This is a genomic window from Brachybacterium sp. Z12, from assembly GCF_014400405.1.
Taxonomy (GTDB): Bacteria; Actinomycetota; Actinomycetes; order Actinomycetales; family Dermabacteraceae; genus Brachybacterium.
Map to the genome: position 1 here is coordinate 3194287 of NZ_CP060496.1, position 25694 is coordinate 3219980.

The following is a 25694-nucleotide window of genomic DNA, read 5'->3' on the forward strand; positions in this document are numbered from 1 at the left end:
GTCGCTGGCGCGACGAGGTGGCGATATCGCCAGCTCACGTCACTCCCGGCCCGCCCGTGACAACCGCACGAGCGTCAGGCCAGGCGCTGCGCCGGGGAGACCGTCATCGCGGGATCGGTCTCGGGGATGTCGCCGAGCACCTCGTCGATGTGCGCCTTCACCTCGGCGTCCAGCGTGACGCCGGTGGCCTTGACGTTCTCGGTGATCTGCTCGGGACGGGAGGCACCGATGATGGCGCCGGCGACGTTGTCGTTGCTGAGCACCCACGCCACGGCCAGCTGCGCCATGGAGAGCCCCAGCTCCTCGGCGATCGGCTCGAGACCCTGCACGGCCTCGAGCACCGGGTCGTCCAGGAAGCGCTTGATCATGTCCGCGCCGCCCTTCTCGTCACGGGCGCGCGAGCCCTCGGGCGCCGGGGTGCCGGGCTTGTACTTGCCGGTGAGGATGCCCTGCGCGACCGGTGACCACACGATCTGGGAGACGCCGAGCTCACGCGAGGTGGGCACCACGCGCTCCTCGATCACGCGCCACAGCATCGAGTACTGGGGCTGGTTGGAGATCAGCTGGATGCCGAGCTCACGGGCCAGCTGATGACCCGCACGGATCTGGTCCGCGTTCCATTCGGAGACGCCGATGTACAGCGCCTTGCCGGAGTGGACCACGTCGGCGAAGGCCTGCATCGTCTCTTCGAGCGGGGTCGCGTAGTCATAGCGGTGCGCTTGGTAGAGGTCGACATAGTCGGTCTGGAGGCGGGTGAGCGACGCGTCGATCGATTCGCGGATGTGCTTGCGGGACAGGCCGGTGTCGTTGTGACCCTTCGGGCCGGTGGGGAAGTAGACCTTGGTGAAGATCTCGAGCGACTCGCGGCGCTCTCCCTGCAGTGCCTCGCCGAGCACCACCTCGGCGGCGGTGTTGGCGTAGGTGTCGGCGGTGTCGAAGGTGGAGATGCCCGCGTCGAGTGCGGCGCGCACACAGGCGCGGGCCCGCTCGTCCTCGACCTGGGAGGCGTGGGTGAGCCAGTTGCCGTAGATGAGCTCGCTGATCTTGAGGCCGGAGCGGCCGAGGTGACGATGTTCCATACCCGCAACCTTATGGCCGCGGGGCGGGGCCTATCCTGGTGGTCCATGTCACAGGGCGGCGGTGTCAGCGCCCGTCGGCCGCTCACGGAAGGGGACGACCATGACCGGAACCTCCACCACGCCCGCGCCGCAGCCCGGGCAGCCGCCTGCCCCGCCGCTGCCCGAACCCACTCCCGGCGACGACGTCCTGGAGATGGAGCCGACAGTCGAGGGCGAGAATTTCTCCCGTGTCGCCTTCACCGCCGCCGCGGTCGCCCAGATCCAGCGGCTCATCGACCGCAACGGCCCGCTGATGTTCCACCAGTCCGGCGGCTGCTGCGACGGCTCCTCCCCATGTGCTTCCCCGAGGGGGACTTCATCACCGGCGACGCCGACGTGAAGATGGGCCACGTCGAGGTGCCGCTGCCGGACGGCACCACCAGCCCGCTGGACTTCTGGATGAGCCGCGAGCAGTTCACCTACTGGCGCCACACCCACCTCACGATCGACCTGGTCGACGGCCGCGGCGGCGGCTTCAGCCTCGAGACGCCCGACGGGAAGCGATTCCTGACCAGGTCGCGCATGCTCGACTGAGTTGCCTGAGCCGCAGCGACGACACATTACCAACGAGCTGGAACCGGTGAAGCCCGGCAGGTCGCTGGCGAGTTCCTACCCTCCCGACTGCGTCCTCGCGATGTCGGGCGGCGGGCAGACGAAGACCCCGTCACCGACCCTGACGACGTCGTAGAGGTCGCGGTCGATCGGGATGGTCGCGGTCTCGCCTCGGGGATTGCGCCCGATGGGGTCCCATGCCCATCCCGGCCCCTCCACGGACTCGACTATCACCATCGGCACCTCCGTCCTGATCTGGCTGGCTCCTGCACCCTCCTCTGCGTCTTCGATCAGGCACGCACGGTAGGCAAAGTCCGAGGTGGCGGAGGGCGTGACCCCCATTCGCAGCTCGTCCAGCCAATCCTCATAGATCTGTCCCCCTGAACCAGAGCCAAATATGTCGCAGCGGTTCCGTACAGAAGGAGGGTCATTACGATCATGAGGGCCAGAATGTCGCGAGACTTCCGGAAAGCAGCCCCCATACCGTTGTACTCCGCCCACCCCCATATGGCCGCGATGAGCAGCAGCGCCGTCGCGACGTAGACGAACAATCCAGCCCCCGCGACGTAGGTCACCCATTGAGGGAAGACGACACGCTCTATTGGTATCCCAAACTCGGCTGACACGGCACCGATTGCAGCCCGAGTTCCAGCAAATGCTGCGCCGGTTGCCAGTGCGACCACCGAGACGGTCCCCGCGACTCGAGTTCGGGGCTGGATGATCACCAAGTGACGAAGGCCCCTCATCGAGAACATGAGCAAAAACGCCAGAAGAAAGGCGGACCACGGCACCCGATCAGCCCCTTCTATCACCGCACGGGACAACAGCCCAAAAGCCGTCACGAAAGAGCCAGCCAGGAGAACTCCCACTATGCGGACCATCCATCGGTCGCTATTGCCGGTCGACCATAGCCCAATGGCCACCGAAAATACGATGAGAACAGCAACACACAAAATCCGCAGAGCGAGAGAGACATCTGGAGCAAAAACGGTGGCGGCCGCGACCAAGGAGACAATCAGGCCAAGAAGAAGAATCGCCCTCTGAACCAACCAGGAAAGCCACCTTCGCTCGGGGTCAATTATCACGCGAGGCCCTGGGCTGCGGGCGAGGCCGAAGGCCCCAGTGCCAACAATTTGCGGATAGACACTCCGCACGCCGGAGAAGTTTTCTCCGGATATGTCGCGATCGCTGTAGATCTCCCACTCGGCCCCCACAGTTCGCCACTCAGGAGGAAACCGCTTCACGAACGGCATTGCAGAGAGCCAGCCACCTTCGCTTCGAAACGAGCGAAATGCCGATCGTCGCTCAGCCTTTTGATGTGACCGCTGAAGATACCTCACTTCCATGCCGCCGACTTCCTCCAGGAAATCTGCGATCTTCGCACGTGCGACATCCATCGAAGCAATACGCGAGCAATACATAGGAATGGCGAGCATGTACCCCCGGCCCTCAAGTGCCCGGTAGCCCCATCTACGCTCCTCGAACGCGCTCTCGAAGTGCTGCGGCTCGTATGCGCGAGTGTCCACGTCGACTCTCGCGAACACTCTCCGATTGAATCGCTCCACCACCAGTACCCTCCATCGCGATTGCAAGCACGCATTCACCTTTTCCAATGGCGCCGCTCCACCCCAAACCGCCAGTCCTTGCAGCCTGGCGAACCCACAGACTACGGAAGTCCTGGGCAACACGCTTGCCGATCGTCAGCTGCCGGGGGCTCCGGACGCCGCTACTTCATGGCCTTCCAGACACGAGCTGGCACTCCGAAGGCCTGCGTGCGCTCCTGCTGTACGTCTGTACCGGGCGCACGGCAGACTCGTCGCGAAAGCGAGTGTTCGGCCCATCGAATCTTTCGCTCTAACACCTCCACGGCTACGCCCGGATGGCCTCGCGCGCACCTCCCGTCCTGAAATGAGTTCAACACCGCGGTCCGGAAGCATCCCGGGGCTGTCGGCATCTGGCACGAGACCAACGCGGTGCCGCTGGACCACCCTGCTGCGCAGGCGCCGCTGGCGATCGACCTACCGGAGCGGCGGAGTCCCGGCAGGATCCACCAGTCCGATGCGAAGGGCGATGACGGTTGCCTGTCTGCGGCCCCGGGCGCCGAATATGCCGAGCAAGCTTCCGACGTGGGGGCTGAAGTTCCCAACCCCGACGGACGGGTGCTCGGCGATCTCCGGGTTGGTCATGCTCTGTGCGATCCACTCCAGCACCTCCCCCTCGCGCCGTGTCTGCGCCGGTCCCTCGTAGGCAGCGGTGCGGGCGCGCGGACGCAGTAGGTCGAGCATCACCTGCGGGAATAATAGGCTCGTGCGGTCGGCGAGGGTGCGCAGCACTGCCTGGACCATCTCCTCGGCCGGGGATCACTTGAGCAGTAAGCCCGACGCTCCGGCGCGCAGGGTCTCCAACGCATACTCATCATGCTCGAAGGTGTCACGACCAGCACCTTCGGCGGGCTCGGCAGGAGCTCGGTGGCACGGATCCCGTCACTGCCCGGCATCCGCACGTCCTGTACACCGCCTCGGGGCGGGTGGAGCGGACCACGCCCACAGCCTCCACCCCGTCCCGGCGGCACCGACGACCTCAGGGTCGGAGCCAAGGATCATGGCCAGGCCCTGCCGAACCATGGGCTCATCATCGACGACGATGAGACGGACCGGATCGGCCACGGCCGCGTCCGGCGCGGGGCGGCGGGGGTCGGTCATCGCAGCGGCCCTTCCCCCAGGAGCGGCAGTTCGACGTGTGCGACCCAGTCTCCCCCGCGCGGGTGTCTCCCCCGCGCGGGTGCGCCGCCCAGCGCACGACGGGAGCGCGGAGGGCGGAGGTGACCGCCGCGCTCCAACGACCGCTCGGAAGGCTGAGCTTTACAGATCCGGGACCTCCGGACGACGGTAGGGAGATGGCTGAATACACGACGACCAACCCGACCACGGGACGGACCGACAAGGAATTCACCACCCTGGACAGCGCTCAGGTCGAGCACGTGCTCGATCGCTCCCACGCCGCGTTCGCCGAGTGGCGCGCCACCGCAGCGAAGGAGCGCGCCTCCATCCTGGAGCGGGTCGCCGACGCCTACGACGACCGCTCCCGGGAGCTGGGAGAACTGATCGCCGTCGAGATGGGCAAGCCGCTGCAGCAGGCCATCGGTGAGGCCGAGCTGGCCGGCTCGATCTACCGCTGGTACGCCACCCACGGGCCGGACCTGCTGCAGCCCGAGCAGCTGGACCCGCAGGGCGCACAGGAATCACTGGTCCAGACGGAGCCGATCGGCCCGCTCGTCGGAGTGATGCCCTGGAACTACCCCTACTACCAGGTGGCGCGCTTCGCCGCCCCGAACCTGATGGCGGGCAACACGGTCATCCTGAAGCACGCGGAGATCTGCGCCGGCTCCTCGGAGATCATGGCGCAGATCCTCCATAAGGCCGGGGTCCCGCGCGATGCCTACGCCAACGTCTTCGCCTCCCACGACCAGATCGCCGACATGATCGCCGATCCGCGGGTGCGCGGTGTGTCCCTCACCGGCAGCGAGAAGGCGGGTGCGGCGGTCGCGGAGAACGCCGGCAAGCACCTGAAGAAGTCGGTGCTCGAGCTCGGCGGTTCCGATCCGCTCATCGTGCTCGACGATGCCGACCTCGAGCAGGTCGCCCGCACCGTCGCCACCGCACGGCTGTCGAACGCGGGACAGGCCTGCAACTCCCCGAAGCGCATCTTCGTGCCCGCGGCGCGTCGTGAGGAGTTCGTCGCGATCGTCGTCGAGAGCTTCGAGGACGCGACCATCGGCGATCCGCTGGACGAGGAGGTCGACGTCGGCCCCCTCTCCTCGATCGGTGCGCGTGACGGCGTCGTCGCTCAGGTCGAACGTGCCGTCGAGCAGGGCGCCACCCTCCATACCGGCGGGCAGGCGCTCGACCGCGACGGGGCCTTCATGCAGCCCGCCGTGCTCACCGGCGTCACCCAGGACATGGACGCCTACGGCGAGGAGATCTTCGGTCCGGTGGCCGTGATCCACGGTGTCGATTCGGCCGACGAGGCCGTGGAGCTCGCCAACGACGTCGACTTCGGGCTGAGCGGTTCCGTCTGGGGCCGCGATCTCGAACGCGCCCAGGAGATCGCCGACCGTCTCGACGTCGGGATGGCCTACATCAACGAGCACGGGACGACGCTGGCCGGACTGCCCTTCGGCGGCGTGAAGCGGTCCGGCTTCGGCCGTGAGCTCGGTCGGTGGGGCATGGGAGAGTTCGTCAACGTCCGCCTGCGCCGCACCTCGGCCGCCTGACCCCGTCGGAACCCGGGGCCATCCCTCGCCCCGACCCCTCGCAACCCTCGACCCCTCGCCCCCTCGCATCGAACGGGGCAAAGTTGGGGGAATAGCGCAACCACTCCCCCAACTTTGCCCCGCTGGCGCCCCGGCTACGCCCCGCTGACGCCGGGGGCTGCCCAAGGGGTTACGCCCTGGGCTCGGAGTCCCCTGGCTCCCTGGTCACCGCCGCCTCTGCACCGGTCACCGGCGGGATCGCACCGGTCACCGTCGCCACCTCACCGGTCACGGCAGCGACCTCGCCGGTGATCGCGGGGACCGCACCGGTGGTGGTGCCCTCGACCACTGCGTCGTCGGCGTCGGGATCCACCCCGGCCGCGAACTGGGACCAGTACAGGCGGTGGTAGGCGCCCTCGGCGTCGAGCAGCTGGTCGTGCGAGCCCTGCTCGACGATGTCGCCGCGCTCCATCACCAGGATCACATCGGCATCACGGATCGTGGAGAGGCGGTGGGCGATCACGAAGGAGGTGCGGTCGTGTGCGCAGCGCGGCCATCGCCTCCTGGACCAGCACCTCGGTGCGGGTATCCACGGAGGAGGTGGCCTCATCGAGGATCAGCAGCGCCGGATCGGCGAGGAAGGCGCGGGCAATGGTGATCAGCTGCCGCTCACCGGCGGAGACGTTCGCTCCCTCGTCCTCGATGACGGTGTCGTAGCCGTCGGGCAGGGTGTGCACGAAGCGGTCCACGAAGGTCGCGGTCGCGGCGGCGACGACCTCCTCGTCACTCGCCTCGAGGCGTCCGTAGCGGATGTTCTCGCGGATCGTGCCGCCGAACAGCACCGCGTCCTGCAGCACCATGCCCACCCGCGAGCGCACGGCGCCGCGATCCAGCGCGCGGATGTCCACGCCGTCCAGGCGGATCTGCCCGGCGTCGATCTCGTAGAACCGCATGATGAGATTGACCAGGGTGGTCTTCCCGGCACCGGTGGGGCCCACGATGGCGATGGTCTGCCCGGGCTCCGCGGTCATCGACAGGTCGGTGATCAGCGGCTTGTCCGTGGAATAGGAGAAGGCCACGTGGTCGAACTCGACCCGGCCGCGGGTTGCGCCGCTCAGCTCGGCGCGCTCGATCCGCTCGCCATCCGCGACGATCTGCCCGTCGGCCTCCTGCTCCTCGGCATCCAGCAGCTCGAAGATGCGCTCGGCGGAGGCGACGCCGGAGATCAGCATGTTCGCCATCCCTGCCACCTCCCCGAGCGGTGCGTTGAATTCTCGCGAGTACTGGATGAAGGCGGTGACCTGGCCCAGCGACATCTGCCCGGCGGCGATCCTCAGCCCGCCGACCACGGCGATCCCGACGTAACCGAGGTAGGTCACCCACTGCATGATCGGCATGATCATGCCGGAGTAGAACTGCGCCTTGAAGCTGGCTTCCCAGAGCTCCTCGTTGCGGGTGTCGAACTGCTCGCGCATCGCGTCCTGGCGGTCGAAGACGGTCACCAGGTCGTGTCCGGTGAAGGACTCCTCGACGTGACCGTTCAGGCGCCCGGTGTTCCGCCACTGGGCGGTGAACAGCTTCTGCGACTTCGCGCCGATGATGCCGATGACCACGGCGGAGATCGGCAGCGCGACCAGGGCGATCAGCGCGAGCTGCCAGGACAGCCAGAACATCATGATGGTGATGCCCACGATGGTCAGCACCGCGTAGACCAAGGAGGCGAAGGCCTGCTGGAGGGCGGTCTGAACGTTGTCGACGTCGTTGGTGGTGCGGGAGAGCAGGTCACCGCGCTGACGGGTGTCGAAGTACGAGAGCGGCAGGCGGTTGACCTTCGCCTCGATCCTCTCGCGCAGCCGGTAGACGATGTTCATGACCACGTCGTTGAGCAGCCGGCCCTGCAGCCAGTCGAACAGCGCGGCGACCACGTACATGCCCAGCACCAGCAGCAGCAGCCGGCCGAGCGCGTCGAAGTCCACGCCCTGCCCGCTGAGGAAGCCGTCGAAGATGACGTCCATCGCGTCGCCCAGGATGGCCGGTGCCCATACCGTCAGCACGGTCGAGATGATGCCGAAGGCGAGCACGACGGCGAGGCCCAGCTTGTGGTCGCCGAAGGTCTTGAACAGCCGGATCGCCGAGGGCCAGAAGGCCTTGGCCTTGCGGGGCGCGCCCTCGCCCCACTCGTTGCTCATCGAGTCCTGCATCTCGAGGATCTCAGCCTCGGTGAGCTCGGCGCCCCCGACGTTCTTCGCAGCCCGCTTCTCGGAGCTCTGCTTCTTCGCGCTCATGCCGTCTCCTCCACGGTGATCTGGGAATCGACGATCTCCCGGTAGGTCTGCGAGCTCTCGAGCAGCTCCTCATGGGTGCCGCGGCCCACGATGCGGCCCTCCTCGAGCACCAGGATCTGGTCGGCGCCGGTGATGGTGGAGATGCGCTGGGCGACGATGATCGTGGTCGCGCCCCGGGTGTGCTGGGCGAGTCCCTCGCGCACCTTGGCGTCGGTGGTGACGTCGAGCGCGGAGAAGGAGTCGTCGAAGACGTACACCCGCGGCGGCGCGGCGACCAGGGTGCGGGCGATGCACAGGCGCTGCCGCTGGCCGCCGGAGACGTTCGTGCCGCCCTGGGAGACGGAGGAGTCCAGCCCCGTCGCGGCGCTCTCGCCCTCGCCGGTGGTGCGGTCGGTGACGAACTCGGTGCCCTGGGCGACGTCGAGGGCGTGCCACAGCTGCTCGTCGCCGGCCGTCGGATCTCCGAAGCGGAGGTTGTGGCCGATGGTGCCGGAGAACAGGTACGGCTTCTGCGGCACCAGGCCCACCGCGGCGGAGATGCTCTGGCGGGAGAGGTCCGTGACCGGGACACCGTCGATCAGCACCTGGCCGCCGGTCGCGTCGTGGAGGCGCGGGATGAGGCTGACCAGGGTGGTCTTGCCCGCGCCGGTCGAGCCGATGATGGCGGTGGTCCTGCCCGCCTCGGCGGTGAAGGAGACACCGTCGAGCACGGGCGATTCCGCGCCGGGATAGGCGAAGGTGACGTCGCGGAACTCGATGCTCGCGCCGCCCTCCCCTCGAGCGCGACGGGCTGGGCGGGCTCGGCGAGGGTGGGGACGGTCTCGAGCACCTCGCTGATGCGGCGGCCGCTGATGATCGCGCGCGGGAACATCATGAACATGAAGGTGCCCATCATGACCGCCATCAGGATCTGCAGCAGGTACTGCATGAACGCGGTCAGCGCGCCCACCTGCACCAGCTCCGCATCCACGCGGTGACCTCCGAACCAGAGCACGGCGGCGGTGGCCAGGTGCAGCACGATCGTGATCGCGGGGCCCATGATCACGAACAGCCGGCCGATCCGCACCGAGGTGTCGGTGAGGGTGGCGTTGGCGTCGCGGAAGCGCTCGGTCTCGTGCTGCTCGCGCACGAAGGCGCGCACCACGCGGATCCCCATGATCTGCTCGCGCATCACGCCGTTGATCGAGTCGATGTTGTCCTGCATCCGCTGGAACAGCGGCATCAGCTCCCGCACCAGGAACCCGACGATCAGCATCGCAACGGCACCGACACCCACACCAGCCAGGACAGTCCCGGATCCTCCTGGATCGCCATGATGATCCCGCCGATGGACATGATCGGCACCATGACCATGAAGTTCAGCGTCATCAGCACCAGCATCTGCACCTGCTGGACGTCGTTGGTGGCGCGCGTGATCAGGGTGGGCGCGCCGTAGCGGGCCATCTCCTCGCTCGAGAAGCGGTCCACGCGGGTGTAGATGGAGCGGCGGATGTCCCGGCCCATCCCCATCGAGACCCTCGCCCCGAACCACACCGAGGCGATCGCGGTGATCAGCTGCACCATCGCGACCAGCAGCATCAGGCCGCCGACGCGCCAGATGTAGTCCGTATCGCCCGTGGCCACACCGTTGTCGATGATGTCGGCGTTGAGGCTGGGCAGGTACAGGGTGGCCAGCACGGTGGCGAGCTGGAGGACGGCCACGGCCGCCACATGCGGCAGGTACGGCCGCAGGTGGTGCCGGATCAGGGTCCAGAGCATGGGGTGGTCTCCCGAACAGGGGGCGGTGCGGCCGACGGGGGTGGGCGGCCGAGGTCTCGGTGAAGCGTAGAGCCGCGGGAGGACAGTTCCTGTCCTCCGACGGGGGCGGCCGGGGCGGGCCGCGCCCCTGCATTCTCACCGACCGGCCCGGGAGGGCGCACCCGACTTTCGGCGGTGCTGCGGGGTGGGGTGGAGCACCCTCCCCTGCGAGATCAGACCCCGGCGTCCTCGCGCGATGCTCGCACGAGCTTCTCGACCAGAGCGTCCGGGATCGGTTTCGACGGGGTGAAGGTGATGCCGGTCTTGGTGGCCTTCAGCCCGGCCGCCGCGACCTCCTCGGCATGCTCGGCGAGCGCGCCCGCCTGGAGATACAGACCGCACTGCCTGCTGAACGCCGCATAGCTCGCGACGACGGTGCCGCCGATGCGGAACCCCGGCATGCCGTAGGCGACCATCTCCTCCGCGTCCGGGAGGACCCGGCCCAGGATCTCGCGCAGCCGCTGCAGCTCGGGGCGGAACGCCTCGGGCGCCGCGGCGATGTAGGCGTCATGGTCGGGTATCGCCGTCATGGGTGTCTGGCCTCCTGTCGTCGCTCTCCGCCGCGTCGAGGAGGAGCGTCCTCAGCGTACTCCCGACGCTCAGGTCTCCTCGGCCGTGATCTCCGCGAGCAGCTCCCGCACCCGTCGGTCGATGTCGTCGCGCACCAGGCGCATCCGCTCGACGCCCTCGATCCCGCGCTCGGAGGGCTCGTCGGTGATCCAGGTGGTGATCGTCCCTGCCATTCCCGGGACCGGGTCGACCACGGCCTCGTTCCCGAGCACCACCACCCTGTCCACGCGGGCCAGGAGCACGGGATCGATCGGCGTCGGGGACCCGGCGGACATGTCCGCTCCGGCCTCGGCGACGACCTCTGCCGAGAGGGCGTTGATCGCCGTGCCGGGCCTGGTACCGGCGGAGTGGACCTCGACGGCGCCGGCAGCGTGAGCCTCCATCAGTGCGGCGGCGATCTGTGACTTGCCGCCGTTCTTCACGCAGACGAACAACACGGACGGGATGGAGGGCGCGGGGTTCGGGGTGCTCATGCGGAGACCTTCTGCTCGGTGCGGGCGGAGGAGGGAACGGTGGGGTCGCCGGGGAACAGGCGCCTGCCCAGCCACAGCGAGACGTAGACCAGGCCGACCAGCACGGGCACCTCGATGAGGGGGCCGACGACGCCCGCGAGCGCCTGCCCCGAGGTGACGCCGAAGGTGCCGATCGCGACGGCGATCGCGAGCTCGAAGTTGTTGCCGGAGGCGGTGAAGGCGACCGTGGTGGAGCGGGCGTAGTCCATCCCGACCGCCCGACTGAGCAGCAGGGCCCCCACGAACATGAGCACGAAATAGAGCAGCAGCGGCAGTGCGATGCGAGCCACGTCCATCGGGGCGGAGAGGATCGCGTTCCCCTGCAGCGCGAACAGGAGCACGATCGTGAACAGCAGCCCGTAGAGGGTGAAGGGGCCATGCGCGGCAGGAACCGGCTCTCGTACCACTCCCGGCCCTTGGCCCGCTCGCCGAGGATGCGGGTGAGGAATCCTGCCAGCAGCGGGATGCCGAGGAACACCAGCACGCTGAGCACGATCGCGCCGAGGGAGAAGTCCACCGAGGTGGTGGACAGCCCCAGCCACGAGGGCAGCACCTGCAGGTAGAACCAGCCGAGCGCACCGAAGGCGAGCACCTGGAACACGGAGTTGATCGCGACCAGCACCGCAGCGGCCTCGCGATCACCGCAGGCGAGGTCATTCCAGATCAGCACCATGGCGATGCAGCGGGCGAGGCCCACGATGATCAGTCCGGTGCGGTACTCGGGCAGGTCCGCGAGGAAGATCCAGGCGAGGGCGAACATGAGCGCCGGGCCGACGACCCAGTTCAGCAGGAGCGAGGTGATCATCAGGCGGCGATCGGCGCTGAGGCGGCGCGCCTCGTCGTAACGCACCTTGGCGAGCACCGGGTACATCATCACCAGCAGTCCCACGGCGATCGGGAACGAGACGCCGGCGATGCTCACGGCCTCGAGCGCGGGCGCGATACCGGGGACGACGCGGCCCAGCAGCAGTCCCAGGGCCATCGCGAGCAGGATCCAGACCGGCAGATATCGGTCCAGGAACGACATCTTCCCAGCTACTTTCGTGGGCGCCGCAGGAGCGGAGGTGGTCGACATGAGGGGAACTGCCTCTTCCTATAGGCGGATATCGATGCGAACGCTAACCTGTCGAATAGATGGCCGTCAATGTATCGTGGGACCATGACTCCTTCCTCCTCCCGTCCGGGGCGCCTCTCGATCGGGGCGTCCGCCGAGGCATCCGGGGAGTCCTGCAGGCCCGCCGACACCGCGTGCGCACCCGCCCCGTCGGGCGCGCTGGACTGCTGCGCCCTCGGCGCCGGTCCGATCGACGCCGTAGAGGCGGAGCACCTGGCCGGTCGCCTCAAGGCGCTCTCCGATCCCACCCGCCTGCAGTTGCTCGCCCACGTCGCAGCGCGCGGCTGCGGTGATGTGTGCGCCTGCGACCTCGCAGCCTCGCAGGGCATCTCGCAGCCGACCGTCAGCCACCACATGAAGAAGCTGGTCGATGCCGGGCTGCTCACTCGGGAGCAGAAGGGCCGCTGGGCGCACTACTCAGTGGTCCCGTCGGCCTTCGCCGAGCTGCGCGCCTTCCTCGACCTGTCCTGACCTCCCGTCCCCTCCAGGAGCCGCCATGTCCGATCGCCCCAGCGTCCTGTTCGTCTGCGTCCACAATGCCGGGCGCTCCCAGATGGCGGCCGGCTGGCTGCGCCACCTCGCGGGAGACCGCATCGAGGTGCGCTCGGCCGGCTCCGCCCCCGCCGATTCGATCAACCCCGCGGCCGTCCAGGCGATGGCGGAGCAAGGCGTGGACATCACCGCCGCGACCCCGACCGTGCTCACCCGCGAAGCCGTCCAGCTCTCCGACGTGGTGATCACCATGGGGTGCGGGGATGCCTGCCCCATCTTCCCCGGCAAGCGCTATGAGGACTGGGAGCTGCCCGATCCTGCTGGTCAGGGCGTCGAGGCAGTGCGCCCGATCCGCGACGACATCCGCGCTCGCGTCGAGGAGCTGATCGCGAGCCTCGGAGCCTGACCGGCGCTCGCCTGCGCGCGGCACCGCTGCCGGATCAGCCCGTGACCAGCGCCGCCACGATCGGCAGCGTCACCGTCATCACCAGGGCGTTCAGCACCATCGCGGCGCTCGACCAGCCGCCGGAGACCGTCGACTCGGACAGCACCCGCGAGGTGCCGATGCCGTGCGAGGTCAGCCCGATCGCGAAGCCGCGCGCCCGCTCGTCCCGCACCCGGATCAGGGTCAGCAGCGCCGGGCCCACCACGGCGCCGAGCGTCCCCGAGATCAGGGTGAGCACCACGGCCATCGGCACGGACGCCTGCAGCGTCTCGGCGATGGTGAGGCCGACGGGCGAGGTCACCGAGCGCGGCAGCGCGGCGCGCAGCATGGCCTCGTCGGCCCCGAGCCCCACCATCGCTCCCACCGTCACCCCGATGCTCACGATCCCGCCGAGCACGAGCGTGAGCGCGACGGCCGCGGCGGAGGAGGCCAGCGCCCGGCCGTTGCGCAGCAGCGGCAGCGCAAGCGCCACGGTCGCGGGGCCCAGCAGCAGCGTCAGCAGCGTCACCTGTTGCATGTACAGGGCATACGGCATCCCGGTCAGCTGCAGCACCGCCGCCACCCCGATCACCGTGATCAGCACCGGGGAGAGCAGACCGGGCCGGCCCAGGCGGTGGTAGAGCCCGTAGGAGACCAGGTAGATCCCGAGGGTGAGGGTGAGGCCGAAGACGGGCAGCTCGTACAGCGCGCTCATGCCGGCTCCCCCTCGGAATCGCCCGCAGTGCCGTCGGCTGCGCCGCCCGCGGCGCCGTCTGCTGTGCCGTCGGCTGTGCCGCGTCGGCGGTCCTGGCGGCGCAGCATCGCCTGCAGCAGCGCACCGCTGAGCAGCAGGGTCGCCACGAAGGAGCCGCCCACGGCGAGCGCGATCGGCAGCGCGTTCTGCGCGAGGGCCTGCATCTCGAGCACGATCCCCACGCCCGGCGGGACGAACAGCAGCTGCAGGTGCGCCAGCAGCGGGGTCGCGGCGGGCTCGGCCGCGCGCACCACGGCTCGGGTGGGGCGCAGCAGACCCAGCCCCACCAGCAGCACCAGGCCGATCACCACCCCGGGGATCGGCAGGCCCAGCAGCGCCTCCGCCGCGAGCCCCACCATCTGCGCGAGCAGCAGGATCGTCAGCCCCAGCAGCACGGGTGGGAGGAGGGCGGCGCGGGACATGGGGACATCGTGCCATCGCGGCGAGGTCTCGCAAGCGCCGCGGGACGGAGGCGGGATCGCGGCACGGGGGAGAAGACGGGGCTGTGACCCGTCAGGAGTCGGCGCGGGTGACGAACGTGGGGTTATCCATGCGTCTATTGCCCAGGTTCGTCACTCCCGCCGGGGTGGGGACGGGCGCAGGGGACGGGCGCAGGGGAAGGGTGCAGGGGGACGCCCCGCCCGCGCTCACTCCATGAAGATGCCGTTGCCCGGGCCGATGGGGAGGTCGAAGAAGAAGAACACGGCCAGGATGACGGTCCACACCAGCCAGAACGGGATCACGAAGGGGAGCATACGCGCCATCAGCGTGCCCAGACCCGCCTCGGGCTCGTACTTCCGCAGCATGCCCAGCAGCACGATCATGTACGGGTTCATCGGGGTGATGACCTGGGTGGCGGAGTCGCCCACGCGGAACGCGGCCTGGGTGAAGGCGGGCTCGTAGCCGATCAGCGCGAACATCGGCACGAACACGGCGCCCATGATCGCCCACATGCCGGAGCCGGAGATGATGAACAGGTTCAGCACGCTCGCCAGCAGGATGAAGCCGATGATCGCGGCGAAGCCGGTCAGGCCCGCGTTCTCGAGGCCCGCCGCTCCGGTCACGGCGATCCAGGTGCCGATGCCGGACCAGTTGAACAGCGAGATGAAGTTGCCGAGGATGAACGCGAGCACGATGAACGGCAGCATCTCCTTGAGCGCGTCGGACATCATCGCCACCGCATCGCGGGTATTGCGCAGCGTCCCCACGATCACGCCGTAGGCGGTGCCCACCACCATGAAGTACGCGACCACGATGAACACGATCGAGCTCAGCAGCGGGGACTTCGGCAGGAAGCCGCCGTCCTCGTTCCGCCACGGGGAGCCCTCGGGCAGCACGGCGAGCAGTATCAGCGCGGTGAGCAGGACGCCGCTCAGCACCGCGACCAGCAGGCCCTTATTCTCCTTCGGGGTGAGGGCGGCGCGCATCTGCTCGGCGCTCTCGGCGGAGTCCTCGGCGTCCTCCACGGCGACCTCGTCGACAGGAACGTTCTGGCGGCGCAGGCGCGGCTCGATCAGCTTGTCGATGATGAAGCCGGCCACGAAGCCCAGGATGAGCGAGGAGACGATGTTGAACCACCAGTTCGACACCGGGTTCACGGCGGTGAACTCGAAGCCGGGCAGCGCGTCCATCACGGAGGTGGTGATGCCGGCGAAGAGCGCATCGAGCGAGGTGGGGAAGATGTTGGTGGAGTAGCCGGCGCCCGCCGCGGCGAAGCCGCCCAGCAGGCCTGCCACGGGGTGGCGCCCGGCGGCCTTGAACACCAGGGCCGCCAGCGGCGGGACCACCACGAAGGCGGAGTCGGCCATGATCGAGGAGACCACGCCCACGAAGCCCACCACGTAGGGCAGCAGCCAGGCCGGGGCCGAGCCGAACAGCTTGCGGATCGCGGCGGCGAGCAGCCCGGAGTGCTGGGCGATGCCGATCGCGAGCAGGATCGGCATCACGGTCACCAGGGGCGGGAAGCCGATGTAGTTGATGCCGAGGTTGGTGGTCAGCCAGGCCATGCCCTCACCGGTGAACAGGCCCTTGATCACCGTCGGCTCGTCGGAGCCGGGCACGGAGACGACGACCCCCGCCATCTCCATCCCCGTCGAGACTGCTCCCGTGATCAGGAACAGCACGATGAAGAGCATGAACGGTTCGGGCAGCTTGTTGCCAGCCCATTCGACCCAGTTCAGGGCCCGATCGGTGAGTCCGGACTTCGCGGGCCCGGTCTGTGCAGCGGTCATGGGGGACTCCAGAGGGGTATCGGGACGAGGAGGTCAGTCGAAGTAGGCGGGCACGTCGATCGCGCCCCCGGCAGCCTCGAACTCGGAGGCGACCGACGCCGCCAGCGCCGGGTCGTGGAGCGTATCGAGCACGGTCGCGGCGAGGCCGTAGGCCCCGTCGGCCGCCGCGTCGCGCGCCTGCTCGGAGACGGCCCAGGCCGCGAACTCGCGGGTGTGCAGCGCGACCTCGGGCGGGGCGATGCGGATCACCGGGTGGATGCCGGGGACCCGGTAGCTGACGTTGCCGAAGTCGGTCGAGGCGGCGAGCGACGGGGAGACCACGCCGTGGGGCAGCGGGTCGCGGCCGCGGCGACGCTGCGCCTGCACCCAGCGCCCGGTGAGCGTCTCGTTGGTGCGCACCGGCAGAGAGGGCGGATGCTCGTCCCAGCGCACGGTGAGGCCGACGCCGGCCATCAGCGCCGCGCCCCGGGCGACGTCCTCGACCCTCTCCGAGAGCACCTTCAGGGTCTCGGGCCGCTGCGAGCGGACGTACAGATCGAGCCGTGCGTGGTCGGGGATCACGCTGGCCCGCTCCCCGCCTTCGCGGATCACGGCGTGGATGCGGTCGGTGGGCGGGGTCTGCTGACGCAGCAGTCCGAGACCCTGGTACATCAGGGTCGCCGCGTCCAGCGCGTTGCGACCCATGAAGGGCTGGGCGGAGGCGTGAGCGGTGTGCCCGTGGTACTCGACGGTGAGGGTGCGCCGCCCCAGCCAGGTCTGATCGGCGAGGTCGTAGCCGTAGGGGTGCGCCATCACCGCGGCATCGAGCCCCTCGAAGGCGCCCTCGCGCGCCATGTACTCCTTGCCCGTGTGGCCCTCCTCGGCGGGGGTGCCGAGGAACACGATGCGTCCCGGCACGGCCGACGGGTCCTCCTCGGCGATCGCCGCGAGGGCGAGGAACGCTCCCAGCCCCATCACGGCGATGACGTTGTGGCCGCAGCCGTGGCCCACGCCGGGCAGGGCGTCGTACTCGGAGAGGATCGCGAGCGTCGGCACATCGTCGTGCTCCGCGCCGGCCCCGCGGATCTCGGCCCGGATCGCAGTGTCCAGCCCGTACACCCCCACCTGCGCGTCGATGCCGTGCGCGGCGAGGGAGTCCGCGATCGCGCGGGCGGAGCGGTGCTCCTCGAAGGCGACCTCCGGGTGGGCGGCCAGGTCGAGCATCAGCTCGGCCATCTCGGGAGCCTCGCGCGCGATGAGCTCCTCCAGCCGGGCATGGAGCTGCTCCGAGGCGCCCTCGTAGGCGGAGCCCGGATGGACGGAGACGCGCATCGCGGCCTCGCGTTCCTCATCGAGCTGCCGCAGATAACTGGTGGAGACCTCGGGGCATCGGGCCTCGGACTGCGCCATCGACTCTGAAGACATGTCGGCCAATGTAAGGCAGGTCGCACGTGCGGGGTCACGATGTGGCCGATCCGAGGGTGAATGTTCACCGAAGGATTGCCCGGCGTCGACGCACGCCGCCCGACGGGCCGGCCCGGCCTCACCGCCCGGCCTGCATGCCAGCTCGCCAGCCCGCCAGCTCCCGCCGCTCCCCCACGGAGCGGTACCATCCACACAGCGCGACGCGGCGATCCCGTACTCGTGCGCTCTCGGCCCGCCCACCCCCGCGGACCTCCATCGCCCTCGGGCACGTCCCTTCCCCGGGCCGTCATCGTCGACGGCTCCCACCCCGCGCCGCCTCGCGGCGCAGCTCCCTCGGAGGCACACCGTGAGTGCATCGACCTCATCCGCCGGCGCCGCAGCGCCGAGCGCCGATCGCGGCGCCTTCTCCGGCCGCACCGCCTTCATCTTCGCGGCCATCGGCTCCGCCGTCGGCCTCGGCAACATCTGGCGCTTCCCCGCGGTCGCCTACGAGAACGGCGGCGGCGCGTTCATCCTGCCGTATCTCGTCGCGCTGCTGACCGCGGGCATCCCGCTGCTCTTCCTCGACTACGCGATCGGGCACCGCTGGCGCGGCTCCGCCCCCGCCGCCTGGCGCCGCTTCCGCCGCTGGACCGAGTTCATCGGCTGGTGGCAGGTGCTGATCGCCCTGATCATCGCGCTGTACTACGCGCTGATCCTGGCGTGGGCGACGAACTACACGATCTTCTCCCTCGACCAGCGCTGGGACTCCCACCCGGAGGGGGCCGACGGCTTCTTCGGTGAGTACACCCAGGCGCTCGGCGGCGCGGACGTGACCGTCTCCTTCGACTACGTCCCCGCAGTGCTGATCTCCATGCTGGTGGTGTGGATCGCGGTGATCGTGGTGATGGCGCTCGGCGTGCAGAAGGGCATCGCCGCCAGCTCGATCATCTTCATCCCTCTGCTGATCGTCATGTTCATCATCCTGGTGGTGCGCTCGCTGTTCCTGCCCGGCGCGATCGACGGCCTGGACGCCTTCTTCCGACCGAACTGGGCCGCGCTCGCGAAGCCGGGAGTGTGGATCGCTGCCTACGGGCAGATCTTCTTCTCGCTGTCGGTGGCCTTCGGCATCATGCTCACCTATTCCTCGTACCTGAAGAAGAAGACGGACCTCACCGGCTCCGGCCTGGTGGTGGGCTTCGCGAACTCGAGCTTCGAGATCCTGTGCGGCATCGGCGTGTTCTCGGCGCTGGGCTTCATGGCGCAGGCACAGGGCGTCGCGGTCGACGAGGTCGTCGACGACGGTGTGGGCCTGGCGTTCATCGCCTTCCCCACGATCATCTCCGAGGCCCCGGCCGGCGCGCTGATCGGCGTGCTGTTCTTCGGCTCCCTGGTGCTCGCGGGCTTCACCTCCCTGATCTCGATCGTCGAGGTGGTCATCGCCGCGGTCCAGGACAAGTTCGGCCTGGCCCGCCTCTCCCGACCCTCGTGGTCAGCGTGCCGATGGCCGTGGTCTCGGTGGCGCTGTTCTCGACCACGATGGGTCTGCCGCTGCTGGACGTGATGGACAAGTGGGCGAACGAGTACGGCATCGTCGCGGCGGCGCTGGTCTCCTCGCTGATCGTCGCCTTCGTACTGCGGGGCATGCCGACGCTGCGTGATCACCTGAACTTCCGCGGCTCCTTCCACGTCGGCCGCTGGTGGTACGCGTGCGTGGCGATCATCGCCCCGCTCGTGCTCGGCATCTCCTGATCGGCGGCACCATCGAGCTCGTCACGAGCGGCAAGACCCACTCCGGGTACCCGGGCTGGTTCAACTTCGTGTTCGGCTGGGTGATGGCGATCGGTCTGGTGGTGGTCGCTATCGGGCTCTCGCTGATCCCGTGGCCCGCCGGCTCGAACCTCTACAAGGCCGACTCCGACGGCGACCCGATCGCCCCGGAGGCCGTGGCCGGCAAGGGCCTGGTCGTCGTGCCCGAGGCCGAGTCCCCGCACGAGCTGCGCTCGGCCCCGTGACAAGGCTGGGCGGCCGCGCCTCACGGGGCGGCCGACCGCTTCCCCTCCAGACCCTCATCCCCCTCATCCCCCAGGAGTGATCATGTCCTTCGCCTCCATCGTCATGATGATCGTCGCGATCGTCACCGTCTGGGGCGGCCTCGCCGCCGCCATCATCAACCTGCGCCGTCACCCGGAGACCGACGACTGACCTGAGCCGCGGCCGGTCCGGGCTGGCCCCGGCCCGGTCCTGCCCCTGCCCCTGCCCCTGCCCCTGCCCCTGCCCCTGCCCCTGACAGCAGCTTTCGACGCCCAGGGACCGATGTCTGATCGCACATCGGTCCCTGGGCTTCGTTCTGCGTGGCAGCGCGGCGGGGCAGCTGGACAGCTGGACGGCTGGACCGGGGTCGCCGCCCGGCCATGCTCGGGGCGTGTCGTCCGCGGGCCTATGGCAGCACTCACTGGTCATATCGCCAGTGCGTGCTGCCATAGGCCCGTACTCGTCATCTCACCGTGCACCGGCCAGGACCTTGGGGATCGAGAAACTGCCAGGGCCGTGGAGTACCGCGCACCGGACGGGGCCGCAGTCCCGCGCCGCGCTCCCCGCCCCCTCACCGGTGCAGCGGGAACTGCGCGCCCAGCCAGTAGGCGCCGATCACGGTGAGCGCGGTCGCGGCGAGCACGGCCACGTCCAACCCGGACACCCGCAGGTAGGCCAGGCGCAGCGTGCGCCCGGCGGCGTTCTTCGCCCCGTAGGTGAAGCCGCGGGTCTCGAGCGCCTCGACCGTGGTGCGCACGTTCTTGGCGGTGTTGAGCATGATCGGGTAGAACGCGGTCACCGCCATCACGCACCACTGCCACACCACGCGCCAGCCCAGCAGCCCGCGCCGCTCGGGCGGGGGCGTGGCGCAGCCGCTGTCCCTCGAACACGGTGACGTACTCGTCCACCAGGATCGGCAGCATCCGGTACCCGTAGCTGACCCCGAAGGCGAGCAGCTCGGGGCGCGCAGCGCGAGCAGGGCGTCGGAGAGCTTCTCGGGGTCCAGGGACACGAAGGCCGCCATCGACGCCATCGAGACGGCGCCGAGCTTGAGGTTCAGCTCGGCGAGCGCGATCAGCGTGGTCAGGTCGCCGCCGAACAGGAACGCGGCGACGAACAGGGCGATCACGTCCGCGCCGAGCCCGATCACGAACAGCCCCAGCACGAGCGGGCCCACCCGGGCGAGGATCACCGAGACCACGCCGAGCGCGAAGAACCCGATCAGCACGGTGAGGTTGTGGGTGAACCAGGGCGCGATCGCCATCACCAGGTACCAGGCGATGACCATGCGCGGGTCCATGCGGGCGAAGAGGCCGCCGCGGGTGGAGTAGGCGGTGCGCAGCAGCTCGAGGCGCACCCAGTCGACGCTGAGCACGTCATGGGTCTTGCGGGCCATCAGTGCACCTCCGAAATCGTGGAACGGGGCAGGGGCGGCGCCGGCGTCGGCCGCTCCGGGGCGGAGCCCGGTGGCAGCCAGGTGCGCAGCTCCGCGGCGGTCAGCGGCAGCGGGTCCAGGCCCAGCTGGTGGGCGATGCGGGCGGCCTGCGGCGGGACCAGACGGGCCCGGGCGGTGAGCTCGGGTCGGGAGAACAGCTCGCGCGGGGTGAGGTCGGCGAGCACGCGGCCCTGGTCCAGCACGATCACGCGGCTGGCCCAGGAGGCCACGAGCTCCATGTCGTGGGTGGCGACCACGGCGCAGCGCACGGTCTCGGCGAGGGAGTCGAGCATCCCGGTGACGTCGTGGCGGGAGCGCACGTCCAGGCTCGAGGTGGGCTCGTCGAGCAACAGCAGGGTGGGCCGCATCGCGAGGCCGATGGCGATGGTGGCGCGGCGCTGCTGGCCGCCGGAGAGCGTGCGACCGTCGCGCGCGGCGAGCTGGTCCAGCCCCACCCGCGTGATCACCTCGTCGACCCGTGCCTCGGCGTCCGGCACCCTGCGGCCGGTGGGGAAGAGTGCGACGTCGGCCCGCACGGTGTCCTTGAGGAACATCTGCTGGGGGTGCTGGTAGAGGTAGGCGACGTGGTCGGAGAGCCGTGCGGCGGAGCGGGAGCGGGTGTCGATCCCGTCCACGGTGACGGTGCCCTGGCGAGGCACGATCAGGCCGGTCAGCAGCTTCATCAGGGTGGTCTTTCCGGCGCCGTTGGTGCCCACCAGCGCGATCCGCTCCCCCGCCCGCAGGTCGAGCTCGAGGTCCACCAGCACGGGGGCGAGGTCACCGGCGACGGTGCGATAGCCGTGGTGGATGCCGCGCAGCGTGGCGACCGGGTCCCCGAGCTCCGCACCCGTCGGCCGCGAGTCCGCCGTCGGCCACGAACCCGCCGTCGGCTCGGGCCCGGCAGCGCGCTCCCTCACATGCGGCCGCAGCGCCGTCACCGCGGAGGGCACGTCCAGCGCCACACTCTCCTCCCCCACCGCGGCGGTGAGCGAGACCGCGTCGGGCGCGGGGATGCCGTGGGCCTCGAGGTCGCCGTGGCGGTCCATCGCCTCCTGTACGCCCAGGTGCCACACGGGGGCACCGTCGGCCATCAGCACCACCGAGCGGGCGAACTCGGCGATGAACTCGGCGTGGTGCTCGATCGCGATCACGGTGATGCCGTGCTCCTGGTTCAGGGCGCGCAGGCGCAGGTAGATCTCACGGGCGCGGGCCGGGTCGAGCTCGGCCACGGGCTCATCCACCACGATCACCTCGGGCCGCATCGCGAGCACCGCGGCGAGGGCCACCAGGTGTGCCTGCCCGCCGGAGAGCTGCCAGACGAAGCTGTCGCGCAGGTGGGAGATGCCCAGCTGCTCGAGCGCCTCGTCGGTGCGCTCGCGGTGGTCGGCGTGCCCGAAGTTCAACGGCCCGAAGGCGACCTCGTCGCGGACCGTCGGCCGCACCAGCTGGTTCTGGAAGTCCTGGTAGACGTAGCCCACGCGGCTCGAGAGCTCCGCGACGGAGGAGTCCCAGGTGTCGATCCCGTTCACGTGCACGGAGCCGGCGAAGTCGCCGTTCCAGTAGTGCGGGACCAGGCCGTTGAAGGTCTTGCACAGGGTGGTCTTGGCAGAGCCGTTGCCCCCGACCACCGCCACGAAGTCGCCCCGCTGGATCGTGAGATCGACGTTGCGCAGCGTGTCGCGGTCGGTCCCGGGGTAGCGGAAGGACAGGTCCTCCACCACGATCACGGGGTCCGACGGGGCGGGCGCCGCGGGGGATGCGGCCGCCGGGGCGACGGTGGGCGGGGCGACGGTGGGCGGGGGAACGGTCTGCATGATGCTCCTGGTCTCGGTGTCCGGCGCGTGAGGGCTCCGGCGCCTCAGCGCGCGGAGCCCTCGGCGTCGGAGGCGCGGGGCGTGACGTGGGTGCGGGTGCGAGTGCGGCGGAACAACATCATCGCCACCAGCATCACCAGGGCGATCGCGGCGACCGAGACCAGCAGGAACCAGTTGCCGAACCGGTCCAGGAAGTCCGGCTCCCACGCCCCGGCGCTGAGGTCGAAGGCCTCGAGGAAGGCGAAGCCGAAGGAGGAGATCGCGAGCAGCAGGGCGAAGCCGACGAACAGCGGGGTGTTCGGGGCGTCGCCCGGGATCGGCTCGCCGGGCACGCGCGGGCGCATCCCCATCAGCGGCTCGATCTTGCCGTGCAGGGCGGGGATCAGCCAGATCGCGGGGATCGCGCCGAGCAGGATCCCGCTCATGAGGACGTCCACGCCCAGGCCCAGGATCTCGAGGGTCAGGATCGACTCGGGCAGGCCCTCGACGTACTCGGCGTCCTCGACGCCGATCCACACCTTGCCGAGGTCCACCACGGCCGAGAGGATCTTGTCGATCAGGATGATCGCGACCGCGCCGATCGCGATCTGGACCCGGTTGCGGGGGTTCCGCACGAGCGAGCCGCCGATGTAGATGGCGAGGAACATCTGCAGGTAGCCCTCGATCTCGGCGAGGCCGGAGAAGTCACCCATCAGCAGGTCGGTGAACACGATCTCGCCCAGCGGGGGCGCCGAGCGCGGCCCAGAACGGGGAGAGCAGCGCCGCCATCGCGAGCGGCACGAAGATCATGTTGGACACGGAGATGTCCACGGGCCCGATCGAGGGGTCCGGGACGATCTCCAGGATGATGTTCGACAGCCCGAACAGGGACATCGACAGTACGAAGACCATCAGCTTCTGCGAGGTGGTCAGCTCGGCGCGACGGACGCCGTCGACGACGCCGCGCAGGGTGCCGCGTCGCTGGTCATCGGCGGGCGGGGCGGGGATCTGGGTGGACATGGTGACGCTCCTTGGGGGACCGGAGGGGGCTGGTGGGAGGCGGGGTGTACTGCGGCGAGGGCGCCGACGACGGTCGGGGCCGGGTCACGGGGCGGCGGCGGACGGACGGGCGAGGGGGCTGAACCGGCTGAGCGGGCAGCGGCTCAGGTCATCAGGTCATCAGGGCATCAGCGCGCCCCAGCCGGCAGCAGCGCGGAGAGCACGTCGATGACCTGGGCCGGGGAGTCGAGCACATGGTCGGCGTCGCCGCCGGCCAGCGCGGCCTCGAGGAGCTCGTCGGAGTCCTTGCCGCCGCGCAGCAGGCAGATCGTGCCGATGCCGGCGTCGCGGCCTCCGCGGCCGTCGTTGAGCGCCTTGTCGCCGACGTAGACGACGTCGGCCCGGTCGGTGCTGAGCCCGGCGAGGGCGGCCTCGAAGATCGCACCGCCGGGCTTGCGCACCCCGACCTCGTCGGAGTAGGCGGACGGGCCGATCATCGCGGTCAGACCGTAGCGGCCGAGGATCTCCCGCACCCCGCGGCCGGAGATGGTGTTGGAGACGATGCCGACGACGACCCCCTGCTCATGGCACCACCGGATGAGTTCGATCGCGCCGGGGCGCGGAGCGGGCAGGTTCTTGTTCCGGTGCAGCGCGAGGGAGAGCTGCGGGCCCTCGAGCCGCAGGGCGGCACGCAGCGGTGCGGGCAGATCAGCGCCGACCAGGTCGCCCCAGAGCATGGCCGGGTCGATCTCCTCGTGCCGGTGCGCGGGGTCGGCGGAGGCGTCGCGGGCCCGCTTGCGGGCGCGGTGGCGGTCCCAGCCCTCCGCGGCGGCGCGCTCGGCGGTGGCCAGGTCGATCGGGCTCCCGATCCGCTGGGACAGCGCGAGGATCCGGGCGGCGACCTCGGTGAAGCGCTGCGGATTCGGGGTGGACAGGGTGATCACCCCGCCGTGGTCCAGCAGCAGCGCCGGGCGGCGTGCGGCCGCGGGGCTCGAAGTCTGGGCCGGGGCGGGCCCCCATCGGCCGGTACCGGGGCTCCCTCCCCTCGAACGCCTCCCGCAGCGGTGCGAGCAGGCCCTCCGGGGACTCGAGCACCAGGTCAGGGATGTCGGTGATGCGGAAGGGCGGGTGGTCGGTGCGGCGGTCGCGGGTGATCACCACGGCGCCGACGCCGGCGCGGCGCCCGGCGACCACGTCACGGTCCAGGGTGTCTCCGACGTACCAGGCCTCCTGCGGGGTGACGCCCAGCGCCTCGGTGGCCAGGCGGATCATGTCCGGATGCGGTTTGCGGATCCCGACCTCGTCGGAGTAGATCTGCACTCCGAAAGCGTCGGCGAGACCGAGATTCTCGAGGATCGTGCGGTGCGCGCGGCCAGAGTGAGCATTGGAGACGATCCCGAGGCGGATCCCGCGGGTGGCGCATTCGGTGAGCAGCTCGGTGATGCCGGGGCGCAGGTGGTGCTCGGCGACCAGGGGCGCCATCGCGGCGAGCAGCTCCTGGGCGTCGAGCGACAGAGCGCTGCGCACGGTCGCCGGCAGGTCTGCGAGCAGGAAGTCCTCGACGATCTCGCGTGGCTCGAGCTCACGCGGGGCCAGGCGGCGGCTGGCGGCGTTCTTCCACAGCGACAGGGCGGCGCGGCCCACGCGCAGGGAGTCCTCGACCTCGGCGGTCTCGAGCACGGCGCCGACGGCGCGGGCGCGCTCCACCACGATCTCGGCGAGCTCCCGGGCCCAGGTCACGCGGGAGGTGGTGGAGATGACCACGCCGCCGAAGTCCAGCAGCAGCGCCTGCGGGGCCGGAGCGGGGGTGCCGGGCCGAGTCGCCGACAGGACGGTGGGGGCGGGTCCGAGGATGGTGGGGCCCGGCTGCGGGCTGCGAGGCGCAGTGCTCACGTCTCTCCGATCAGGAAGGGGGACGGCGGGATCCCGACGTCGCATCAGCAACGCTA

At 69.8% G+C, this 25694-nt stretch carries 19 protein-coding genes and 6 pseudogenes; 6 read left to right on the top strand and 19 right to left on the bottom strand.

What is annotated here, in order from left to right; all coding sequences use genetic code 11:
* Positions 1-74: 74 nt before the first annotated feature.
* Positions 75-1079, bottom strand: coding sequence for an aldo/keto reductase family protein (locus H3H54_RS16850; protein ID WP_262424760.1), 1005 nt, complete (start codon positions 1077-1079; stop codon positions 75-77).
* A 100-nt stretch (positions 1080-1179) separates the two neighbouring features.
* On the opposite strand from H3H54_RS16850, the pseudogene H3H54_RS16855 reads away from it, so the two are divergent.
* Positions 1180-1652: pseudogene (locus tag H3H54_RS16855) on the top strand (DUF779 domain-containing protein).
* A gap of 75 nt (positions 1653-1727) precedes the next feature.
* On the opposite strand, the gene H3H54_RS16860 reads toward H3H54_RS16855, so the two are convergent.
* From H3H54_RS16860 to H3H54_RS16870, 3 genes are all read right to left on the bottom strand, one after another.
* A complete protein-coding gene (locus H3H54_RS16860) occupies positions 1728-1907 on the bottom strand; it encodes a hypothetical protein (RefSeq protein ID WP_262424761.1) in 180 nt (59 codons plus the stop codon).
* 53 nt (positions 1908-1960) lie between these two features.
* Positions 1961-3238, bottom strand: a complete 1278-nt coding sequence (locus H3H54_RS16865; protein ID WP_262424762.1) for a hypothetical protein — start codon at positions 3236-3238, stop codon at positions 1961-1963.
* A gap of 450 nt (positions 3239-3688) precedes the next feature.
* Positions 3689-4003 (bottom strand): helix-turn-helix transcriptional regulator, encoded by a 315-nt coding sequence (locus H3H54_RS16870; RefSeq protein ID WP_262424763.1) that lies wholly within the window; start codon positions 4001-4003, stop codon positions 3689-3691.
* Between the two features lie 563 nt (positions 4004-4566).
* Between H3H54_RS16870 and H3H54_RS16875 the strand changes: the two genes are divergently transcribed.
* Positions 4567-5943 (top strand): NAD-dependent succinate-semialdehyde dehydrogenase, encoded by a 1377-nt coding sequence (locus H3H54_RS16875; protein WP_262424764.1) that lies wholly within the window; start codon positions 4567-4569, stop codon positions 5941-5943.
* Between the two features lie 169 nt (positions 5944-6112).
* Here the strand turns inward: H3H54_RS16875 and H3H54_RS16880 are convergent.
* The 5 genes and pseudogenes from H3H54_RS16880 to arsB all read right to left on the bottom strand — a co-directional run bounded on the left by H3H54_RS16880 (position 6113) and on the right by arsB (position 12161).
* Positions 6113-8207: pseudogene (locus tag H3H54_RS16880) on the bottom strand (ABC transporter ATP-binding protein).
* Positions 8204-9965 (bottom strand): annotated as a pseudogene (locus H3H54_RS16885) (ABC transporter ATP-binding protein). The pseudogenes H3H54_RS16880 and H3H54_RS16885 overlap by 4 nt, the downstream one beginning before the upstream one ends.
* A gap of 212 nt (positions 9966-10177) precedes the next feature.
* On the bottom strand, positions 10178-10534 hold the full coding sequence (locus tag H3H54_RS16890) for an iron chaperone (RefSeq protein ID WP_262424765.1): 357 nt from the start codon (positions 10532-10534) through the stop codon (positions 10178-10180).
* A 69-nt stretch (positions 10535-10603) separates the two neighbouring features.
* On the bottom strand, positions 10604-11047 hold the full coding sequence (locus H3H54_RS16895) for a low molecular weight phosphatase family protein (protein WP_262424766.1): 444 nt from the start codon (positions 11045-11047) through the stop codon (positions 10604-10606).
* Positions 11044-12161: pseudogene (gene arsB, locus H3H54_RS16900) on the bottom strand (ACR3 family arsenite efflux transporter). Before arsB ends, H3H54_RS16895 begins: the two are co-directional and overlap by 4 nt.
* Before the next feature lie 84 nt (positions 12162-12245).
* Between arsB and H3H54_RS16905 the strand changes: the two are divergent.
* Both H3H54_RS16905 and H3H54_RS16910 read left to right on the top strand, forming a co-directional pair.
* Positions 12246-12671, top strand: coding sequence for a helix-turn-helix transcriptional regulator (locus tag H3H54_RS16905; RefSeq protein WP_262424767.1), 426 nt, complete (start codon positions 12246-12248; stop codon positions 12669-12671).
* 25 nt (positions 12672-12696) lie between these two features.
* On the top strand, positions 12697-13098 hold the full coding sequence (locus H3H54_RS16910; RefSeq protein WP_262424768.1) for an arsenate reductase ArsC: 402 nt from the start codon (positions 12697-12699) through the stop codon (positions 13096-13098).
* A 34-nt stretch (positions 13099-13132) separates the two neighbouring features.
* Here the strand turns inward: H3H54_RS16910 and H3H54_RS16915 are convergent, their stop codons facing one another.
* The 4 genes from H3H54_RS16915 to H3H54_RS16930 form a co-directional block, all read right to left on the bottom strand.
* Complete coding sequence (locus H3H54_RS16915) at positions 13133-13831, bottom strand: LrgB family protein (protein ID WP_262424769.1); 699 nt, start codon at positions 13829-13831, stop codon at positions 13133-13135.
* Positions 13828-14292: a CidA/LrgA family protein gene (locus tag H3H54_RS16920; protein WP_262424770.1), complete on the bottom strand. Its 465-nt coding sequence runs from the start codon at positions 14290-14292 to the stop codon at positions 13828-13830. Before H3H54_RS16920 ends, H3H54_RS16915 begins: the two co-directional genes overlap by 4 nt.
* 225 nt (positions 14293-14517) lie before the next feature.
* A complete protein-coding gene (locus H3H54_RS16925) occupies positions 14518-16101 on the bottom strand; it encodes an AbgT family transporter (protein ID WP_262424771.1) in 1584 nt (527 codons plus the stop codon).
* 33 nt (positions 16102-16134) lie between these two features.
* Complete coding sequence (locus tag H3H54_RS16930; RefSeq protein WP_262424772.1) at positions 16135-17505, bottom strand: M20 family metallopeptidase; 1371 nt, start codon at positions 17503-17505, stop codon at positions 16135-16137.
* 346 nt (positions 17506-17851) lie between these two features.
* On the opposite strand from H3H54_RS16930, the pseudogene H3H54_RS16935 reads away from it, so the two are divergent.
* A pseudogene (locus tag H3H54_RS16935) lies at positions 17852-19499 on the top strand (sodium-dependent transporter).
* Between the two features lie 82 nt (positions 19500-19581).
* Positions 19582-19689, top strand: coding sequence for a methionine/alanine import family NSS transporter small subunit (locus H3H54_RS16940; protein ID WP_262424773.1), 108 nt, complete (start codon positions 19582-19584; stop codon positions 19687-19689).
* Between the two features lie 400 nt (positions 19690-20089).
* Here the strand turns inward: H3H54_RS16940 and H3H54_RS16945 are convergent, their stop codons facing one another.
* The 6 genes and pseudogenes from H3H54_RS16945 to H3H54_RS16970 form a co-directional block, all read right to left on the bottom strand.
* On the bottom strand, positions 20090-20914 hold the full coding sequence (locus tag H3H54_RS16945) for an energy-coupling factor transporter transmembrane protein EcfT (RefSeq protein WP_262424774.1): 825 nt from the start codon (positions 20912-20914) through the stop codon (positions 20090-20092).
* Positions 20914-22767: an ABC transporter ATP-binding protein gene (locus tag H3H54_RS16950; protein ID WP_262424775.1), complete on the bottom strand. Its 1854-nt coding sequence runs from the start codon at positions 22765-22767 to the stop codon at positions 20914-20916. Before H3H54_RS16950 ends, H3H54_RS16945 begins: the two co-directional genes overlap by 1 nt.
* Before the next feature lie 44 nt (positions 22768-22811).
* On the bottom strand, positions 22812-23477 hold the full coding sequence (locus H3H54_RS16955) for a cell division protein FtsQ (RefSeq protein ID WP_262424776.1): 666 nt from the start codon (positions 23475-23477) through the stop codon (positions 22812-22814).
* The gene (locus H3H54_RS16960) at positions 23452-23766 is read right to left on the bottom strand and encodes a hypothetical protein (RefSeq protein WP_262424777.1); all 315 of its coding nucleotides are present in this window, start codon (positions 23764-23766) and stop codon (positions 23452-23454) included. The genes H3H54_RS16955 and H3H54_RS16960 overlap by 26 nt, the downstream gene beginning before the upstream one ends.
* A 167-nt stretch (positions 23767-23933) precedes the next feature.
* Positions 23934-24689 (bottom strand): HAD family hydrolase, encoded by a 756-nt coding sequence (locus tag H3H54_RS16965; protein WP_262424778.1) that lies wholly within the window; start codon positions 24687-24689, stop codon positions 23934-23936.
* A gap of 241 nt (positions 24690-24930) precedes the next feature.
* Positions 24931-25683: pseudogene (locus H3H54_RS16970) on the bottom strand (HAD family hydrolase); the annotation flags it as partial.
* Positions 25684-25694 lie beyond the last annotated feature (11 nt).

What these genes read in the sequence shown, in the direction of transcription:
- H3H54_RS16945 (WP_262424774.1), bottom strand. Translation starts at nt 20,914, where the DNA reads ATGGCCCGCAAGACCCATGACGTGCTCAGCGTCGACTGGGTGCGCCTC.
- H3H54_RS16890 (WP_262424765.1), bottom strand. Translation starts at nt 10,534, where the DNA reads ATGACGGCGATACCCGACCATGACGCCTACATCGCCGCGGCGCCCGAG.
- H3H54_RS16940 (WP_262424773.1), top strand. Translation starts at nt 19,582, where the DNA reads ATGTCCTTCGCCTCCATCGTCATGATGATCGTCGCGATCGTCACCGTC.
- H3H54_RS16850 (WP_262424760.1), bottom strand. Translation starts at nt 1,079, where the DNA reads ATGGAACATCGTCACCTCGGCCGCTCCGGCCTCAAGATCAGCGAGCTC.
- H3H54_RS16915 (WP_262424769.1), bottom strand. Translation starts at nt 13,831, where the DNA reads ATGAGCGCGCTGTACGAGCTGCCCGTCTTCGGCCTCACCCTCACCCTC.
- H3H54_RS16925 (WP_262424771.1), bottom strand. Translation starts at nt 16,101, where the DNA reads ATGACCGCTGCACAGACCGGGCCCGCGAAGTCCGGACTCACCGATCGG.
- H3H54_RS16960 (WP_262424777.1), bottom strand. Translation starts at nt 23,766, where the DNA reads ATGTCCACCCAGATCCCCGCCCCGCCCGCCGATGACCAGCGACGCGGC.
- H3H54_RS16910 (WP_262424768.1), top strand. Translation starts at nt 12,697, where the DNA reads ATGTCCGATCGCCCCAGCGTCCTGTTCGTCTGCGTCCACAATGCCGGG.
- H3H54_RS16920 (WP_262424770.1), bottom strand. Translation starts at nt 14,292, where the DNA reads ATGTCCCGCGCCGCCCTCCTCCCACCCGTGCTGCTGGGGCTGACGATC.
- H3H54_RS16875 (WP_262424764.1), top strand. Translation starts at nt 4,567, where the DNA reads ATGGCTGAATACACGACGACCAACCCGACCACGGGACGGACCGACAAG.
- H3H54_RS16895 (WP_262424766.1), bottom strand. Translation starts at nt 11,047, where the DNA reads ATGAGCACCCCGAACCCCGCGCCCTCCATCCCGTCCGTGTTGTTCGTC.
- H3H54_RS16860 (WP_262424761.1), bottom strand. Translation starts at nt 1,907, where the DNA reads ATGGTGATAGTCGAGTCCGTGGAGGGGCCGGGATGGGCATGGGACCCC.
- H3H54_RS16930 (WP_262424772.1), bottom strand. Translation starts at nt 17,505, where the DNA reads ATGTCTTCAGAGTCGATGGCGCAGTCCGAGGCCCGATGCCCCGAGGTC.
- H3H54_RS16905 (WP_262424767.1), top strand. Translation starts at nt 12,246, where the DNA reads ATGACTCCTTCCTCCTCCCGTCCGGGGCGCCTCTCGATCGGGGCGTCC.
- H3H54_RS16950 (WP_262424775.1), bottom strand. Translation starts at nt 22,767, where the DNA reads ATGCAGACCGTTCCCCCGCCCACCGTCGCCCCGCCCACCGTCGCCCCG.